Consider the following 18,981-nt stretch of genomic DNA (forward strand, 5'->3'; position numbering starts at 1 on the left):
GAATAGTACAGATATAGTGGGAAAATTTACAAAATATTAGTGTCAATTAGGCTCTGATGATACAGACTTTTGAAAAATAAATAACTTAAATAAACGCTATCAGAGGAAGTTTGAGCAAATAGTGTTTATTTATGTTTAGGTTTATTTTTTTCTAAAAACTAAGACTAGCATTATCTCTTTTTGCAAGCGAAAAAGTGATAGAAATAATACTCAATTTACCTTAACTCTTAAAGGCATCAATGACCGTTGTTGGCACAAAGCCGTCTTTCTATGCGTTTTTTTTGTATCTGACGTATGTCTGCAATGGTGGCAGAGCTGTCCATCAAAAGTAGTTTTATTATGTAACTCTAATTTCTGCTATTGGTACTCACACAACTGTCATATTTTATTCAATCTCATTAATTACATATGACAGCTCAAGTGAAGGTTTTTAAGGTGAATGTTAAACATGTTTCTAGTGTTGCTCTGTCATTAATTGATAAAAACCTTATCTTCAATATAACCGGTTTGATTAGTAGAGCATTTAATAAATCTAGGTAGCACAGGTTGTCTCACTGCATGCACGTGTTGTCGCAAAAATTTCCTATTTTTCATGTATTGATATACCTTATCTAGTAACAGGTTTAATTATTGCTGTTATTGACTCAATGAATTTACAGAATGCCCAAGTTCAACCTAAAGAAGAAAACCTGCTCGATATAGAACCTCAAGCTTTTTCTAAGCAAAGCCATCAGTTTTGGACTATACAAATAACCGGTTGGTTAGGCTACTTTTTGGTGGTTTTTATCGCCATTATTAGACCGCAATTCGATGATCCTAATTTTGATTTAACCAGACAGCTTATTAATTTATTTGCCGAGACCTTCAGTGGTTTTTGCTTGTCTTATTTGCAATGGCAGCTTATTCAACGTGTTGTGCATTTGCCGTTAAATAAGATGCTCATCATTAGTTTTACCTCATCAGCCGTTTTAGGGCTGCTCTATAACGTTATTAAGTTAAGTTGCTATAAAGTCATTGTTTATCAACAGCAATGGAATGAAGCATGGGACATGCTTGAGTTTGGTGGCTGGTTGTTGTTTTCACTCTCAACCATGTTTGTCTGGACCTCAATTTTCTTTATTATGCTTTATAATCACAAGCTACAAAAAGAGCATGCACAACTGCTTCGCGCCCAAACATTAGCGACAGATGCTCAGCTTCAAATGCTTCGTTATCAATTAAACCCTCATTTTATGTTTAACACCATGAATGCCATTTCAACGTTAATTTATAAGCATGAAAATGATAAAGCCAATGAAATGCTCGATAAATTATGTGAGTTTTTCCGTTATTCCCTCGATTTTAAAGCAAAGAGTAAAACGTCATTAAAGAAAGAATTAGATTTACTAGCCTTGTATTTATCTATTGAAAAGGTTCGTTTTGGTGACAGGCTCAATGTGGAGATGGTGATAAAAGATGAAGCAATGAATTGCCAAGTACCTAATATGTTGCTGCAACCTTTAGTGGAAAATGCCATTAAATATGCTATCGAACCAATAAAAGAAGGTGGGATGATAACAATCAAGGCATATTGCCTTGCTCAAAGGTTAAATGTGCAAGTGATTGATAACGGGCAAGGCATTCAAAAATCGAAGCAGCAAGGTTTTGGTATTGGGATAAGTAATACTAAAGCACGATTAGATGCTATGTTTAATGGAGATTATGAAATTAATTTATTAACCCATGAAGATAAAGGGGTTAGTGTCAATATCTCCATGCCAATAGAGACCTAACCATGAGTGATCGAGTGTTAACTGCTGTTATTGTGGATGATGAACCCTTAGCCCTAGAAGGATTAAAGCTTCGTCTTGAAAAAATTCCTGAATTGAAAGTTATTGCGCAAGCTAGTGATGGTGATCAAGCCATTCAATTGTGTCATGAGCTTTCTCCTGATGTATTGTTTCTTGATTTACAGTTGCCAGGGTTAAATGGCATAGAAGTGGTGCAAGCACTTCAATCTGATATTTTACCTATGGTTGTTTTTGTCAGTGCTTATGGAGAGTACGCTTTAGATGCCTTTGAGCTGAATGCCATTGACTATGTGTTAAAGCCGGCAAATTTAGGGCGGCTGCAAAAAACCGTTGAAAGAATTCTTGCGCGTCGTTCGCCTGAAAATGTCGATAAAGAACAAGCCAAAGAAAAATATAAGCTTCTTAAAGCGCTGGGAGAAAGTTCGGGTGTTGCCATTTCAGAATTGGAAGAGTGGCTTAATACCGATGGACCATTACCAAGTGCTTATTGTAAAGAATTAGTCATTAAAAACAGTGACAATGAAAAAGTATTCTTGCCCGTTAAAGATATTCGTTGGATTGATGCTGCAGGCGACTATATGTGTGTGCATACCGATACAGAAACTCACATTGTACGCATTACCATGAAAAAACTTGAAAGTCAGCTTGATGATAAAGTCTTTAAGCGTATTCATAAATCAACATTGGTGAATATACATTGTATTAAAAGCGTAAAAGCTTTACGCAATAGTGAGAGTGTTTTAGAGCTTGGTGATAATGTGCAATTAAAAGTTAGTCGTAATTACAGTTCAGCGATACAACAGCTTGTTGAATCAAAACAGCTTTAACCTGTTGTCGCAATAATATCTCGCCTTATCGTTCTTTTTATCGAGTAAAGCCTAATACCTCGTTTGTCTCTCACCATAGCGCATTTCAATTGTAAGCTTTTGTCATTTTTACCAAGATGATTGTAGGGGATAGCATATACAACAAAAGAAACCTTGTATCGCTGTTTTACATTCAAGCACCTAGTTAACAAGCCTAGAGAAAAAAAACTACAACATTGTTAATTACGTGACACAACAGAACTAGTCAGGTATTTGGAATACAAATTATGATTAAAGTTGCAAAGAGAATTTCACAACTATGCATATTAGCTACAGCATCTACGTTAGTAGGTTGTGGTGGTAGTGCTGAAACGAATACAGATACGAGTCAAATTGACCCTCAACAACCCGTCAGTGATTGGGAAATGGTGTGGAGTGATGAATTTGATAGTACGGTAATTAATGAAAACAATTGGCAGCATGAAGTCAATTGCCAAGGTGGCGGTAACAATGAAAAGCAATGTTATACCGACAGCCCTGAAAACTCTTACGTAAGTGATGGTACATTAAAAATTGTGGCATTACCCGCAGCTGAAGGCGCTGAACTGCCTTATACCTCTGCGCGCATTATTAGTAAAAATAAAGCAGATTTTAAATATGGTCGCTTTGAAGTAAAAGCAAAACTTCCCAGTGGTCAAGGTAGCTGGCCAGCATTTTGGATGTTACCAACCGATGAAACCTATGGTGGTTGGCCTAAATCGGGTGAAATTGATATTTTAGAGGCGGTGAATTTAAAGACTGTTGATGCAGAAGGTGTAGTTGAAAATCAAATTTATGGCACATTACATTATGGTAAAGAATGGCCAGATAATGTGCATTCAGGTAAAGCTTATAGTTTACCTGACGGTATTAATCCTGCTGATGACTTTCATACTTATGCTATTGAATGGCAAGAAGGTGAAATTCGCTGGTATGTTGATAATTATTTATATGCCACCCAACGTAGATCAGAAGTACGCTACAACAGTAAAGATGAAGCGGTAGGCCTTGCACACCAAGGCTGGTTTGCAGAGTATTACGATGCTGTGACAGGAGAACTAACCACGCATTGGGACAATGCGCCATTTGATCAAGACTTCTTTATGATCTTGAACTTTGCCGTTGGCGGTAGCTGGCCTGAAAACACGAACAATTTAGGGATTGATGCCGAAGCGTTTGCAAACGGGCAAACATTCGAAATTGATTATGTACGTGTTTATCAATGTAAGCAAAATCCTGATACCGGTAAAGGTTGTGAAACCGTTCGTGGTGGTTGGGATCAAGAAGCAACTGAAGATTTTCCAAATGGTGCCTTGGTCATCGGTAAAGCTCCTATTCCTTCACCGCCATCAAGTGGTGTTCCTCAAAACTTAACTATTTTCTCTGGCAGCATTAATCCAAACTGGCCTGCATGGGACTGTTGTGGTGGCTCAACCCCCGCAATTGTTGCAGATGATGAACAAGGCGATGTGATGGAGTTTGTTGTAGGAGCATCTCCTACAGTTAATGGCTTTATCTCACGTGAAGCCTTCATAACTGACCCCGAAGGTAAACCGAGCCCATTTGATGCATCACCTATTATTGAGTCAGGTACGGTAAGCTTTGATTTAAATATTATTACTGCACCAAACACTGCTGACGCACCTTGGTTAGTTAAAATTGAAAGTACTGAAGGGGCAACTGCAGTAGAAGTGCTACTTACTGACAATGCAGCTGGTGTTATACCCGTTGTTGGTGAATGGCAAAATTATGAATTTTCTTTGCAATCATTAGCTGATGGCGGCTTAGATATCAGTGCTATTGATGTCGTGATGATATTCCCTGCATGGGGATCGGGTGAAGGTGCTCAGTACCGAGTGAATAATCTTGAGATTTCAGCAGATATATCAGCACCAAAACTTGTGGTATTTACTGACGAAGAAAACCCAAGCTGGCCTTTATGGGATTGCTGTGGTGGTTCAATGCCTACAGTTGAATTAGACGATGAAGCACACGGTAATGTTGCTGAATTTATGATTGGAGCTAATCCCACGGTTATGGGCTTTATTTCAAGAGAAGGCAATATTGTCGACCCAGAAGCACAACCAGCTCCTTTTGATGCAAGCGCTATTTTATCTAATGGTGTTATTGAATTTGAAATGAAAGTGACATCAATGCCGAATGATTCAAGTGCACCTTGGTTGTTTAAAGTGGAGTCTAATGGTGGTGAAAGCGCTGTTGAATTACCGCTTAGCGACAGTGTAGAAGGTGTTGCGCCTGTTGCTGAACAATGGCAAACCTACACATTCAACCTTGCTGATTTAGCTAATGCAGGCTTAGACGTTAGTGCTATTGATGTATTAATGATTTTTCCAGCATGGGGCACTGGTGATGGTGCCGTTTATCGTGTTGATAATGTCATGATTCATGATCCTAATGCTGCCGATGATTTTGCTGGCCATGTTTTGTTTGCCGATGATGTCAAAGCACAGTGGAGTATTTGGGATTGCTGTGGCGGTTCAACGCCGACCCTTGAAAATGATGATACTGAGCATGGTATGACCGCTGAATTTGTTATTGGTAGTTCGCCAACGGTAATGGGATTACTCGCTGATGATGATGTTTACTTAGATGCTTCTAACCTACTGGCTACTGGTATCGTGCAATTTGAAATGAAAGTGTTATCTGCACCTAACGATGCAAGTTCAGTGTGGAAATTTAAAATTGAATCTGGTGATGCTAGCACGGCCGTTGAGCTGGATTTAACCGCAAGCCAAGAAGGTGCAGCCCCAGTGCTAGACCAATGGCAAACCTATACGTTTTCTTTACAGAGTTTATTTGATGCTGGTTTAGATATTAGTTCAATAGATGTCTTAATGATTTTCCCTGCTTGGGGAACGGGTGATGGCGCTGTGTATCGACTAGATAATGTCGTTATTAAAGCACCTTAATCGCACGTTAAAAAATAGTTGAGTGGCGAAAGCCGCTCTCATTAAAAAATTTTAAGAAAGTAGGGTTAACATGAAACATTTACAATTTTCTAAGAAGCGTTTAGCAGTTTATATTTCAGCTATTTTAGCCACAGGTACAAGTAGTGGTGTGCTAGCTGAGGAAGCGACAGAAGTAAAAAAAGACAACGTTGAAGTTATTGAAGTTCAAGGTATCAAGGGAAGTTTAGTACGCTCAATGAATGTTAAGCGTGATATGTCAGGCGTAGTTGATGCCATTTCAGCAGAAGAAATGGGTAAATTCCCTGACACTAATTTAGCAGAGTCTTTACAGCGTATTACTGGCGTTACAGTGAGTCGCAGTAACGGTGAAGGCAGTCAAATTACTGTACGTGGTTTTGGTCCTGATTTTAACTTAGTGACTTTGAATGGCCGTCAAATGCCAGGTACAGGTAATAGTCGTTCGTATAGTTTTGAAAACTTATCGTCAGATGGCGTTTCAGCACTGGAAGTCTATAAAACCGCACGTGCAGAAAATCCAACGGGTGGCTTAGGTGCCACGGTAAATATCGTGACGAGCAAGCCTTTAGCTAGCCCGGGCGAAAAAATGTCTTTATCAGCAAAAGCAATACATGACACGTCAAATGAAGAGGGTGATGATGTCACTCCTGAATTCTCCGCCGTGTATTCTAATACCTTTGCTGATGATAGTTTTGGTATTGGTTTTTCATTTAACCACCATCGTCGAGATTTTCAACAACAAAGTGCCAGTATTCAGGGCTGGCAAGCGAATGTCGATTTACCTTCAAACCTTGATGATTCAAAAGTGATAGACCCTCGTCCACTTGATGAGGAAGGTAACCGTATAGGTAATCACTTCTTTCCACGTGATATGAACTATGGCATTGGTAATTTTCAACGTGAAAGAACCAATGGTCATGTGGTCGTGCAGTATGCGCCGATAGATAATTTAATTATCTCTGCTGATTATACCGGCACTAAAGCCGTTACCGGAATGAACTCTATTGGCTGGGGTATGTGGAATGATTACGGTGGTAACATCAATGGCTATGAACTTGATGAGAATGGTACCGTGGTTTATGCAGATATCAGTGGCAATGATGGTTCTTATTCTGCATCAAGAGCAACTACCGAAGTCGAAGAGCAGTCTTTTGGTTTAAACATTGATTGGCAAGTTAGCGACACGCTATTTTTAACCCTTGATTATCATGATTCAAGCAGTGAAACCGATAATGGTGCTGATAAAGGCTTAGGTAGTCATGGCACATTAGTTTTAGGCTCTGATCAGTTAAATACTAAAATCTATGATTATCGTACTGGTGAAATACCTCACGGCGAAATATTGTGGAAAAATGGCACTAACGAATTAGCGCCAAGTGAAATTGATTCGCATTTTAGTCAGTTTATTCATTCTCCGGGTAAATCCACAGTAGAACAGTTACAAGTTGATGGTGTCTGGGAAAATGATCTCGTGGATATTGGCTTGGTTGATGTGAAGTTTGGTGTCGCTAGAACAGAACAAGAAATGGGCGGTTCACATGCGTGGAGTGGTTTAATTGGGGGATTCTTATTTAACCCTTCATGGCCAGAAATTTTTCCAGATGGTATGTTCACACGTAATGATACGGGTGACTTTTTAGATGCATTTGATGGTGGTGGTGCTCAGCTTAACCCGCATTATTATTATACATTTGATTTCGATGAAGCGGTTGCCCGCTCTGAAGCATTCTTAACCAATGAAGTACTCGGCGGTAATGATTATTTCGCTACAACGGCATACCATGATATGGGGACTTTTTCTCAAGGCTCCGTTAATGAAGATACTACAAGTGTTTATATTGATACGTCATGGGAATTTGATATTGCAGACTTTCCTGTGCAAATAAATGCGGGGTTACGTTATGAGCAAACCGACGTAACTAGCCAAGTTCTTCAGCCTGTGCCAACCAGTGTGTGGTGGAAAGGCGGTAGTGAATGGCATACGCAATACTTACCGGGCGAAAACAACTTCTTAACTATGGAAGGTGAGCATGATGTCTTCTTACCTATGCTGGATTTACGTGTTGATTTAACTGATGACATTGTTGGCCGTGTTTCTTGGGGTAAGACAATTTCTCGTGCGCCTTTAGGTTCTTTAGCTGGCGGCAGAAGCTTATCAGGCAGCCCAAAAATTGGTTCGCGAAATGGTGGTGAAGGGAATACTAATCTTCAACCCTTTGAGTCGACCAACTTTGATTTAAGTCTTGAGTATTATTACGGAGAAGGGAGTTATGCCGCGGTTGGTTTCTTTAATAAAGATGTTGAAAACTTTATTGGTAGTCAAATCACTTCAAGCACCATAGATGGTTTTAGAGATATATACCAAGGTCCTCGTTGGCAGCAAGCGGTGTCTGATATTGAAGCGCGTGGTGATCAAGCGACTAACGATGCCATATTTGCTCAAATACAAGCGAATGGCTCTGCACTTAACGATGAAGGGTATTTAGAGCCGACAGCTGAGGATCCATTAATGGTATGGGATATTACCCGTCCATTTAATGCACCTGATACTAAGACGGTGAATGGTTTTGAAGTGGCATTACAGCACTTAATAGGTGATAGCGGCTTCGGTGTTGGGGTGAATGCTACTTTTGTTGACGGTGATGTTGAGTTTGATGTTGATAGCTTGAGTCAACAAACACCATTAACAGGTTTAAGTGACTCAGCAAACTTCCAAGCGTTTTATGAAAAACACGGTTTATCAGTGAAAGTGACTTATGCATGGCGTGATGAATACCTTATCGGGGTAGGTCAAAGCCAAGGCTCATCAGATAACCCGCCGCAATTTGCTAAAGAGTTTGGTCAGTGGGATATGAGCGTTAATTATGACGTCACAGAGCGATTCACTGTTTTTTTCGAAGGGATCAACCTTAATAACGAGACAGAACAAGGCTTTGGTCGATATGAAGAGCAGTTCTTATTCGCACGAGAATATGGTCCTCGATACGCATTAGGTGTTCGTTACAGCTTTAACTAGCCAGTAAAGCAGAGAGGATATCCTTCCTCTCTGCTCTCAAATTTTGCATCACTTAATCAATAATTAATTTGGAAATTCTTTAAGTACGGATCAAAATATTTAAAATGTAACCGCTTACATTTTTGTGTGGAATGATGGTATATTCAAAATATAAACCGTCAAGATGAAAAGAAATTGCAAAATAAACTGGCAAATTTTTTATCTATACACCCCGTAAATAAAAGAGTAGGAGTATTTATGGCAGCAAGTTCTGCAGGGCTTTCACAAGAGCCATTACAACATAATGAAAGTGGAAGTTTTACTTTTGCATTAACGTCATTAACGTCACTATTTTTTATGTGGGGGTTTATTACCTGCTTAAATGATATTTTAATTCCTTATTTGAAAGGTGCATTTGATCTTTCATATACCCAAGCCATGTTAGTGCAGTTTTGCTTTTTTGGGGCTTACTTTATTGTTTCTCTACCCGCAGGAGCATTAGTCGGAAAAATAGGCTTTAAAAAAGGCATCGTTACTGGTTTAACAATTGCCAGTGTTGGTTGTTTATTGTTTTATCCTGCTGCGGCAATTGCAAATTATACTGTGTTTTTATTCGCTTTATTTGTTTTAGCATCAGGCATTACGGTGCTTCAAGTTTCAGCTAATCCTTATGTCAGTGCTTTAGGTTCAAGTAAAACCGCATCATCACGTTTAACAATGACACAAGCCTTTAACTCGTTAGGAACAACGGTTGCGCCTTTCTTTGGTGCTTGGCTTATTTTTAGTGGCTCTGAACAAACAGAAGTTGCTGGTGCGACAGCGGTACAATTACCTTACTTGATGCTTGCGGCAGCCTTATTTTTATTAGCGATTGTTTTCACTTTCTTGAAATTACCTGACTTAGGTAAAACCGAACAAGCTGAACTGTCTCCTGCAAAAGCGTGGAAGTATAGTCATTTAAAACTCGGTGCTATTGCGATATTTCTTTATGTTGGTGCAGAAGTCGCTATTGGTAGCTTTCTTATTAACTTTTTACATGAACCCACTATTGCCGGCATGAATGAATCTCAAGCTTCTCGTTTTATTGCCTATTATTGGGGCGGAGCTATGGTGGGGCGTTTTATAGGAGCTGTGGTGATGCAAAAGGTGGCTGCGGGTAAAGTACTTGCCTTTAATGCCGCTATGTCTATTACCTTAATAATCATCGCCATGACAACAGACGGTAGTTTAGCTATGTGGTCTATTCTCGCTGTTGGCCTATTCAATTCTATTATGTTTCCTACCATTTTCAGTTTGGCTATTAATGAGTTAAAAGAAGCGACTAGCAATGGCGCTGGAGTGTTGTGCTTAGCCATTGTCGGGGGAGCAATTGTGCCTTTATTCCAAGGAATGTTAGCGGATGTTATTGGTGTGCAATTAGCTTTTATTCTGCCTGCTTTTTGTTATGCCTATATTGTTTACTACGGCCTGAGTGGCTCTAAAATTATTACAGATAAATCATAAGGTAAATCTCGTGAATATTTCAAAAAAACTAGTTGTTGCGGCAATGTCAATGACAGGGCTATTTGCCTGTACACATGATACTTCTGCGGATAAAGAGCTGACAAAAACTCAGCAAAGTAACACTGAAATTTGGCCTGTTATCGTTTCTGAAGTGCCTAAAGATGATGCGATAGAAGCTAAAGTGCAACAGCTTTTATCTACTATGACTTTAGCGCAGAAAGTCGCTCAAATGATACAGCCTGAAATTCGTGATATTACTGCTGAAGATATGCGTAAATATGGCTTTGGTTCATACCTAAATGGCGGGGGTTCATTTCCTAATGGCAATAAACATTCAACACCACAGGACTGGATTGACTTAGCTGAAGCTATGTATCAAGCCTCAATTGATGACTCTATTGATGGCAGTACTATTCCAACCATGTGGGGCACCGATGCCGTACATGGTCACAATAATGTCATTGGCGCGACACTGTTTCCCCATAATATTGGCTTAGGGGCGGCAAATAACCCTGAGTTAATTGAGAAAATAGCGAAAGCGACAGCCACAGAAGTGATGGCAACGGGTATTGATTGGGTATTTGCACCGACGGTTGCAACAGTAAGAGATGATCGCTGGGGTCGAACATATGAAGGTTATTCAGAAGATCCTGAAATAGTGAAGTCATATGCTGCATCGATTGTTCATGGCCTACAAGGTCAAGCTGGGAAAGATTTTTTAGGTAATGATCGTGTTATTAGTACCGTGAAGCATTTTATTGGTGATGGCGGCACAGTTGCAGGTGATGATCAAGGAAATAATATTGCATCAGAGCAAGTACTTTTTGACATTCATGCTCAAGGCTATGTTGGCGGGTTAACTGCAGGGGCACAGTCTGTGATGGCATCTTTTAATAGCTGGCATGGGAAAAAAATACATGGCAGTAAGTACTTACTCAATGATGTGCTTAAAGGCAGAATGGGCTTTGACGGCTTCGTAGTGGGCGATTGGAATGGTCATGGTCAAATTGCTGGGTGTAGCAATGAAAGCTGTCCACAAGCTGTAAATGCTGGGTTAGACATTTTTATGGTGCCAACTGATGCATGGAAGCCATTACTTGAAAATACCATTGCACAAGTGCAAGCAGGCGATATTGCCATGTCGCGAATTGACGATGCGGTATCTCGTATTTTACGCGTTAAGTTTAGAGCAGGGTTGTTTGATAAACCAAGTCCGGCAAAACGACAGTACTCAGGAAAAATAGAGCTTATTGGTCATGACGACCACCGTAAAATTGCCCAGCAAGCTGTACGAGAATCGTTAGTCTTGTTGAAAAACAATAACAATATTTTACCATTATCGCCTAAGATGAATATTCTTGTTGCTGGTGATGCCGCTCATAATATTGGCAAGCAATCAGGTGGTTGGACAATTACCTGGCAAGGCACTAATAATGAAAATAGTGATTTCCCCGGTGGGACATCAATTTATGATGGTTTTGCCACTCAAGTGAAAGCCGCTGGCGGTCAAGTAGTATTGAGTCCAGATGGCTCATATATTAATAAGCCTGATGTTGCTGTGGTTGTTTTTGGCGAAGAGCCGTATGCGGAAGGACATGGCGATAGAGCAAATCTTGTTTATCAACGAGGTAATAAAACAGATTTAGCCTTACTTAAGCAATTTAAATCACAAGGTATACCTGTAGTTTCTGTTTTTATTAGTGGTCGACCTATGTGGGTCAATGCTGAGCTTAATGCCAGTGATGCTTTTGTCGCAGCATGGTTGCCAGGCACTGAGGGGAAAGCGGTTGCCGATGTGTTACTAAAAGGCAGTGATGAAAAAATTAATCATGATTTTAAAGGGAAGTTATCCTTTTCATGGCCTAAATCGCCTGAGCAAATAGTTAATCGCAATGATGAAGTGTATGAACCATTGTTACCTTATGGTTTTGGATTAACATACGGTGACGCATCGTTGTTATCTTCAGAATTAGAGGAAACCTATCAACTCTCAGAAGATTTATCCGTTGGGACACAAGTCTTTAATGGCAAAGTGCAAAAGCCATGGGTAATGAACTTATTGTCAGGTAATGAGCAAGTTGCTATTAATTCAAGTACGCAAACCTTGACGGGTATTAAGTATCGTACGATAGATAAAGTGATACAGGAAGATGCCTTTAAATTAGCATTAGGTGGGCAACATAATGCAGGTATTCAGTTTATGAGTGCTAATGGCTTTCGTGAAGACTTATCTGCTGAGCAAGAAAAGAAAGCAGCTTTAGTGGTTGAGTTAAAACGAGAAAATCCAATTAAATCGCCAGTTTATATTTCAATGAATTGTGAAAGTGAAGGGGATGCTCAAGGTAGTTGTCGAGCAGATGTTAATATAACTGAAGCCCTCAATAAAACAGCGCAAAGTCAATGGAGTGATATTGCTATTGATTTGAATTGTTTTGCCAAGCAAGGTGTTTCATTTGATAAGATTGTTGTGCCTTTTGAGTTAAGAAGTGAAGGGGCGCTGAGTTTATCAATAAGCCAAATTCATTTTCAAAGTGAAGCAGATGCACCTGCTCATATTCAATGTAATTAATAAGGTTTATTAAAAAAACGTTTGACTACATGATAGTGCGAATATTGACCCAGTCTTATCCGCACTTATTTTTTAAGTATTGAATTCCTCTGTAATTGCCTCTTTTACGCATTTAATTAAGTTTACTATTTCTAGTTTTCGTATAGCATAATTGAATATGTCTTGATCTAGTCACTATGATATTACCATGTTGTTTTTTATAGTTTTGCTATGCTTACTGTAACGTTTAATTATTTTGTCTTATATGAATAAATATTTGTTTTTACTACTGATAGCGTACTCAGGCTGGGCGCAGGCTGCATCTAAAATACCGATCAATGTTTATGTTTATCATATGCAGCCTCCATTAGTTATTAATTTAGAGGATGAGACGGGCTTATATTTTGAATTTACGAGGTATTTAAATAAACTAACCGCACGTTATCATTTTGAGGTTGTTTTTTTACCACGTAAACGGCTTGATAGGATGTTGTCGGAAAATCGTATTAGTGGTGTGGTCTTAGGGGTAAACCCGACTTGGTTTAAAGACAAAGCCCAAACAAAGTACTTATGGACTGCTGCATTTATGCATGATAGAGATGAAATTATTTCTCTAAACTCTAATCCCTTTCAATATAATAAACCTGCTTCTCTTGAAGGTATGGTGATAGGTGGCGTTAGAGGGTTTTATTATTATGGAATAAATGAGTTAGTTAAAGCAGGTAAAGCTGTGCGTGTAGATACGGTGAAGGAGCTTGATCTTTTTCCTATGTTATTGAAAAGGCGGGTTGATGTTGCCATCATTGGGCGCTCCGCATATGGTTATATGATGAAGGAAACACAATGGCATGATGTATTTCATTTATCTACTGAGCCTCATGATTCTTTTGAGCGACGCATATTAGTAACAAAAGATCGAAGGGCTTTACACCAAAAATTATCTGAAATAGTTGAAAAGTTGCCTAATGATAAACTTTGGCAGCAATCATTATTAAATTATCAGTAAATAGCTAAACTTTTTAGGAGCATTAAGGACAACATATAATTTTACTTAGCTGTGAATGGCACATCAGTCCCCTTTACAGTCAGGTTTAACAAGGAGTAATCTAAGTAAGTAAGGCATTCTTCGATAGAGCGGTATAAGTTTATGTTGTTAAAAAATAAGATATTGCCTAGTGAACAAGACTACTTGAATATTGTGAGTAGTTTCGCTATTGACCTACTCAAAATGAATACCATCGATGAGATTATTTGGCATGCAGCTAAGAATGTAGTGGCTAAATTAGGTTTTGAAGATGTTGTTATTTATCTCTACAACGAAAGAAAAAGCAAGCTGATCCAAGCAGCCACTTATGGCAATAAAAACCCCTGTGAAGAAGATATTTTATCACCGCTGGAAATAACTCTTGGCCAAGGTATCGTTGGCCAAGTCGCTTTATCACAACAAGCGAGAATTATTGCCGATACCCGTCTAGAAACGTCATATATTGTTGATGATGAAGTGAGGCTTTCTGAATTAACAGTGCCTATGGTAGTGGACGGTAAACTGATAGGTGTAATCGATTCAGAACATCCACAAGCAAATTTCTACGATGAAGAACAATTAAAAGTTGTTATGGCTATTGCCTCTATGATGGCAACGCAAATTAGCCATTTTGATATGGTAATACAGTTAGAAAAAGTAATTGATAAGTTAGAATACAGCAGTAAGATCCAAGATAGTTTATTTGAAATTGCTGAACTTATTTTCACTACCGATAATATTCAAACCTTTTATAAGAAATTGCACAAAGCTATTAGTCGCTTAACGTTTGCCAATAACTTTTATATTGCTTTACTGGCTGAAGATGAGAAGTCATTTCTTATTCCCTATTGCGTCGATGAGAAAGACGGTCTTATCGAAAATGAGCAGCACTCATTAGAAGGGGGAATACCTAGTATCTCTGGGTATGTGTTACAAAGTAACTTACCTTTACTGATCAACAAAGAACAAATTGAAGAAAGAGTAGCTAATGGTGAAATTTGCATTATTGGCAGCATACCTGAGGCTTGGCTTGGTGTCCCGTTTGGTGATGAGTCGTTAAGGGGCATCGTTGTGGTGCAAAGTTATGCCAGTGGCTATATATTTACTGAAAAAGATGAACAATTACTTTCCTTTGTTGCTAAACATATTCATAACGCTATTGAGCGTATGCAAACAAAATCTGATCTACAGTTTCTTGCCTTGCACGATCCTCTTACGCAATTACCTAACCGCTTACTATTTAGTGATCGGGTTGAGCAAGCTATTGTACGTACAAAACGTAACAATAATGGATTGATTGCCGTACTGTTTTTAGATTTAGATCGATTTAAACAGGTTAATGATACATACGGGCATTACATAGGCGATCAGCTACTGAAAACTATTGCAACACGTATTCAAGGTTGTATTCGCGCTTCTGATACGCTTTGTCGATTGGGTGGTGATGAATTTGCTGTGTTATTAGAGAATATTCGCAGTAAAAGAGATGTCGAAAAAATTGTTAATTATATTATTGAAGCAGTTCAACAAAAAGTCAGTTTTGATAAGGGCAATATTAATACCTCTACGAGTGTTGGTGTGACTTTTTATGAGCACGGCGAAATCTCAACCAAAGACTTGCTCATTCAAGCTGATGAGGCAATGTACCGAGCTAAGTTAAACGGTCGTAATCAGGCGTTTTATTATGAAGCCAGTGATGAAGAAAGTTATTCTGCGAGTTATCGTTTAGAGCGAGACTTTTTATCGGCGATTGCACAAGAAGATCTTTACTTAGTTTTTCAACCGATAATAGATCTTAAGCTAGGAAAAATATGTAGCGCAGAAGCGTTAATTCGTTGGCATCATCATGAGCATGGGTTATTGGCGCCAGATTTATTTTTACCAGAGTTGCACCGTAGTGGTTATTTACCCGATCTTGATATTTATGTTTTTGAGAAAGCAATGGCATTCATAACGGCTCATAAAGCACAACTTGGTGATGACTTCTGTTTAAATATTAATATATCAGGCCAGGGCTTTTCAGAGCCTAAATTGATGGAAAAAATTCAACATTATTATCAGTACTCAAGTCATTTACTGTCGCATTTATGTATTGAAATTACTGAGCAAACGATAGTTGATAATGTTGAAGCAACTCAAAAAACAATAGAGCAGTTGCATACCATGGGAGTCAAAGTAGCGCTTGATGATTTTGGTACAGGGTATTCCTCATTGAGTTATATTAATCACTTCACTTTTAATATATTAAAAATAGACCGCAGTTTTATTAATAACTTAATCAAAGGCCCTAATAATACGATTATTTTAGAAACGATTATTCAGTTGTCGAAATCTTTAGGAATTAAAACTGTGGCTGAAGGTATTGAAACACAATCGCAATTTAATTCGTTAAAGCAATTAAATTGCGATAAAGGACAAGGCTATTATATGGTTAAACCAGTAACGTCAAAAGAATTAGCGCAATTGCTTATTGAAAATAAGCAATTCAACTGATTAATTTGGCGGTAATAACATAGCGCAGACTGCCACCTGACTCTAAAGGGTTAAATGGATAACAGGTGATGAGCACAAGGTTAGGGTCTTGTTCAATTATTTTTAACGCTTGTTCTTCACTGTCAATGATTTCCATGTGTTCAACTTGGTAAAGTTGATTTTTTCCTTCTTTATCGGTGAGTGAAATAATATCTTTCATTTGTAAATCCTGTAAAAAACTAAAATGCGAATCTTTATGGCCCGCAATAACAAAGGGTTTATTAAGAGCAAGGCGACTGTATTGGTGCATTGCGCCAGCTGAAAAGGCTAATGTTGTTGGGTCTACACCTTGCAAAATAATCAGTTCTTTATTAAGTCGAGCAATAACCATCTTTGCCACAGGGTGGGTATCAGCCCAAGGCCAAGGTGTTATTTGCTTTGCGGTTCCTTGGCTTTGGTGCCAGCTGTAGTTAATCAGTTGCTGAGATAACCATGCTTTACAGGGGAGCCATGCACTGTGGACAATTAGTCCGAGTGCAAAGCAAGTTAGCAATGAGGCTTTAATATGCCGACGCGGTTTGAATTTATGCACTAGCATTTTGAGCACGCTTACATTGCCAAAAAAGCGAGAAAATGAGTAATACTAACCCTGAGAAAAATGGCGCTTGCCAACCAAGTGCTGTTTTAGGAAATGGCGTTGCTGTTTTTGCCGTTAACTGTTCTTCCATTGGTAGTGAGTGCGGAGTTTCGGGCGCCTGTTCTACAGCAATGAAACTTGAATAGGGTGATATAACTTGATGTTGTAACGAGGTTTTAAGTACTGTCTTTTTGACCGTATCAGCATCTTTTCCTGTGACCAAACCATCGAGTAAATCGGTAATTTTAGCTTTTGCCCAAATGGTAGAAATACCTGTATGTTGCTGCTCTTTTACTAAAGATATTTCTCGATGCCATCCTTGATTTGCTAGTTCACCAAATACTTGAATACTTGCGGGCATCATTTTAGTTTTTATCGCGATTAACAAGGGTTCGCCTTGATATAGGTCTGGAATCTTACTGGGGTATTGTTCAATGGTTCCAACATGAAGTGGTTGAAACTGTAAGTTGATATTGCGTAATGCGGGTTGACTAATTTGTGTTAACAGTTCAGTCATTTTCTTTTGTACTTGATTGACGTTGCCAATATGAGTAAAGGTGCCACGACCAAATTGTGCGGCTTTACGCATAAAATAACTGTTAGGTGCTGAGCCAATGCCGACAGTAAATAATCGCGGTAAATTGTGTGTTTGATGAATTAGTTTAAACAGCTCTAGCTCATTACTGACGGCACCATCCGTTATAAAGATAACTTGCTTAATGGCTGCTTCGCCTAATGCGGAGGTAGTTAAAGCTTTGCTTAAAGGTTCATACATGCGCGTACCACCGTTGGCATGTAATTGATTAATAAAGTGCTTTGCTGCCTCGATGCTTTGTTGATTGATTGGTTGCGGTTGTGAAAAGCTACTTTGATAGCTTGAATTAAAGGCAATAATATTGAATTTATCATGGGGATTTAAGGTGTTTAAGGCAAACAGTAAGCTTTGTTTGGCTTGAATGATTGACGATCCTTGCATAGAGCCAGAGGTATCAATAACGAAGGTTATATGTCGAGAAAAGTCATCAGAGCTTTGCTGGTTCACTCTCTCATCCTGATCAGGAGTGAATGATAATTGCGGTGGTAAAATCATCGCTAGGGCGTAGGTTTCTTGATTAATTTCTTCCTTAAATACGGCAAGCTGTGGGGTGGCTGAAGGGCTGGCTTGCCACTGTAAAATAAAATCTTTATTCATTACGGTTTGCCCCTTGCTGAGTTTAATGGACATAGGACGAGCAATAGCGGAGGTTGAATTATATTCTTCGTCATTAGGTGTGCTCTTCACGCTATTACTCAATATGGGAAAGGTTTGAATATCATGGGAAGGGCTCTTGATAGCGGCTAATGGAACGCCCGCATTTAAGCTGATTGACAGTTGAATATTTTGCTTATTGTTTTTGCTACCAGAAAAAGCGAGTTGTTCAGCCATTGAGCCTTCTAAGCCTTGTTGGCTATTGACTCTGTTTGGTTGATATCTTGGGGTGATATTCATTGGAAAACGAAGACTAAACATATCGTTTTTAAAATCAATATGCTGGTAATAGGTTAACGTTACTGTAATTTGTTCTTTAGCAGCGATGTTCGCTATTTTATTGGTGAACAGGTTGGGGCGGTGTTGCTCTACTAAACTTGCTTTTTTGCCGCTTTTTAATGCTTTTTGAAACACTTTCTTGGCTTGGCTTTTTTCCATAATTTTGCCAATGATTTTTCTTTCACCAATTTGCACTTTTAGTTGATTTACGGCTGAATTATCAGGCAGAGGAAACGCGTAAATTGCATTAATCAGCTGATCACTTTGGTTTAAAAATGATTGCTCAACGGTGACTTTGGCAATAAGCCCATTGATGTCAAAACTTGCCCTTGAGTTCATTAATAGGGCAGATTTATTATAAGTAGAGTGCTTTTCTGTTTGGTTAAGAGGGAGGTGCTCATTAAATAATAGTTGCCCTGTACCGACATCATTGAGTAATGAAGCATGCCTTTGGGCACTATCAAAGTTAACACGTTGAGCATAGCTTTTATTTAAATTAAACAACGCCCCAACAATAACGGTTATACATAAAACGACGATGGGCCATTTTCGACGCGGCTTTTTGTATTGATGATAACTTTGATAATAAATAGACTGTTTTTCTTTTGGCGTTGCTTTGATCACGTTAATTCTCCTTGAAGTATTAACGATTATTAAAACAAGCAACTTAGGCGCATTTTCGACAGAAATA

At 38.8% G+C, this 18,981-nt stretch carries 10 protein-coding genes; 8 read left to right on the forward strand and 2 right to left on the reverse strand.

What is annotated here, in order from left to right; genetic code table 11:
• The first annotated feature begins 647 nt into the window (after positions 1 to 647).
• The 8 genes from EPA86_RS17410 (at position 648) to EPA86_RS17445 (ending at position 16,146) form a co-directional block, all read left to right on the forward strand.
• Positions 648 to 1,772: a sensor histidine kinase gene (locus EPA86_RS17410; protein ID WP_140605663.1), complete on the forward strand. Its 1,125-nt coding sequence runs from the start codon at positions 648 to 650 to the stop codon at positions 1,770 to 1,772.
• A 2-nt stretch (positions 1,773 to 1,774) separates the two neighbouring features.
• The gene (locus EPA86_RS17415) at positions 1,775 to 2,617 is read left to right on the forward strand and encodes a LytR/AlgR family response regulator transcription factor (protein ID WP_140605664.1); all 843 of its coding nucleotides are present in this window, start codon (positions 1,775 to 1,777) and stop codon (positions 2,615 to 2,617) included.
• A 266-nt stretch (positions 2,618 to 2,883) separates the two neighbouring features.
• Positions 2,884 to 5,565: a glycoside hydrolase family 16 protein gene (locus tag EPA86_RS17420; RefSeq protein ID WP_140605665.1), complete on the forward strand. Its 2,682-nt coding sequence runs from the start codon at positions 2,884 to 2,886 to the stop codon at positions 5,563 to 5,565.
• Positions 5,566 to 5,635: 70 nt separating this feature from the next.
• Positions 5,636 to 8,599: a TonB-dependent receptor gene (locus tag EPA86_RS17425; protein WP_140605666.1), complete on the forward strand. Its 2,964-nt coding sequence runs from the start codon at positions 5,636 to 5,638 to the stop codon at positions 8,597 to 8,599.
• A 237-nt stretch (positions 8,600 to 8,836) separates the two neighbouring features.
• Positions 8,837 to 10,081: a sugar MFS transporter gene (locus tag EPA86_RS17430; protein WP_140605667.1), complete on the forward strand. Its 1,245-nt coding sequence runs from the start codon at positions 8,837 to 8,839 to the stop codon at positions 10,079 to 10,081.
• 43 nt (positions 10,082 to 10,124) lie between these two features.
• On the forward strand, positions 10,125 to 12,650 hold the full coding sequence (locus EPA86_RS17435) for a glycoside hydrolase family 3 protein (protein WP_140605805.1): 2,526 nt from the start codon (positions 10,125 to 10,127) through the stop codon (positions 12,648 to 12,650).
• A 244-nt stretch (positions 12,651 to 12,894) separates the two neighbouring features.
• On the forward strand, positions 12,895 to 13,635 hold the full coding sequence (locus EPA86_RS17440) for a substrate-binding periplasmic protein (RefSeq protein WP_140605668.1): 741 nt from the start codon (positions 12,895 to 12,897) through the stop codon (positions 13,633 to 13,635).
• A 141-nt stretch (positions 13,636 to 13,776) separates the two neighbouring features.
• The gene (locus tag EPA86_RS17445) at positions 13,777 to 16,146 is read left to right on the forward strand and encodes an EAL domain-containing protein (RefSeq protein ID WP_140605669.1); all 2,370 of its coding nucleotides are present in this window, start codon (positions 13,777 to 13,779) and stop codon (positions 16,144 to 16,146) included.
• Here the strand turns inward: EPA86_RS17445 and EPA86_RS17450 are convergent.
• Complete coding sequence (locus tag EPA86_RS17450; RefSeq protein WP_140605670.1) at positions 16,139 to 16,723, reverse strand: class GN sortase; 585 nt, start codon at positions 16,721 to 16,723, stop codon at positions 16,139 to 16,141. The genes EPA86_RS17445 and EPA86_RS17450 overlap by 8 nt on opposite strands.
• On the reverse strand, positions 16,710 to 18,914 hold the full coding sequence (locus EPA86_RS17455; RefSeq protein WP_140605671.1) for a marine proteobacterial sortase target protein: 2,205 nt from the start codon (positions 18,912 to 18,914) through the stop codon (positions 16,710 to 16,712). Before EPA86_RS17455 ends, EPA86_RS17450 begins: the two co-directional genes overlap by 14 nt.
• Positions 18,915 to 18,981 lie beyond the last annotated feature (67 nt).

The organism is Litorilituus lipolyticus, from assembly GCF_006439335.1.
GTDB lineage: Bacteria > Pseudomonadota > Gammaproteobacteria > Enterobacterales > Alteromonadaceae > Colwellia > Colwellia lipolytica.

What these genes read in the sequence shown, in the direction of transcription:
- EPA86_RS17425 (WP_140605666.1), top strand. Translation starts at nt 5,636, where the DNA reads ATGAAACATTTACAATTTTCTAAGAAGCGTTTAGCAGTTTATATTTCA.
- EPA86_RS17410 (WP_140605663.1), top strand. Translation starts at nt 648, where the DNA reads ATGAATTTACAGAATGCCCAAGTTCAACCTAAAGAAGAAAACCTGCTC.
- EPA86_RS17440 (WP_140605668.1), top strand. Translation starts at nt 12,895, where the DNA reads ATGAATAAATATTTGTTTTTACTACTGATAGCGTACTCAGGCTGGGCG.
- EPA86_RS17450 (WP_140605670.1), bottom strand. Translation starts at nt 16,723, where the DNA reads ATGCTAGTGCATAAATTCAAACCGCGTCGGCATATTAAAGCCTCATTG.
- EPA86_RS17430 (WP_140605667.1), top strand. Translation starts at nt 8,837, where the DNA reads ATGGCAGCAAGTTCTGCAGGGCTTTCACAAGAGCCATTACAACATAAT.
- EPA86_RS17445 (WP_140605669.1), top strand. Translation starts at nt 13,777, where the DNA reads ATGTTGTTAAAAAATAAGATATTGCCTAGTGAACAAGACTACTTGAAT.
- EPA86_RS17415 (WP_140605664.1), top strand. Translation starts at nt 1,775, where the DNA reads ATGAGTGATCGAGTGTTAACTGCTGTTATTGTGGATGATGAACCCTTA.
- EPA86_RS17435 (WP_140605805.1), top strand. Translation starts at nt 10,125, where the DNA reads ATGTCAATGACAGGGCTATTTGCCTGTACACATGATACTTCTGCGGAT.
- EPA86_RS17420 (WP_140605665.1), top strand. Translation starts at nt 2,884, where the DNA reads ATGATTAAAGTTGCAAAGAGAATTTCACAACTATGCATATTAGCTACA.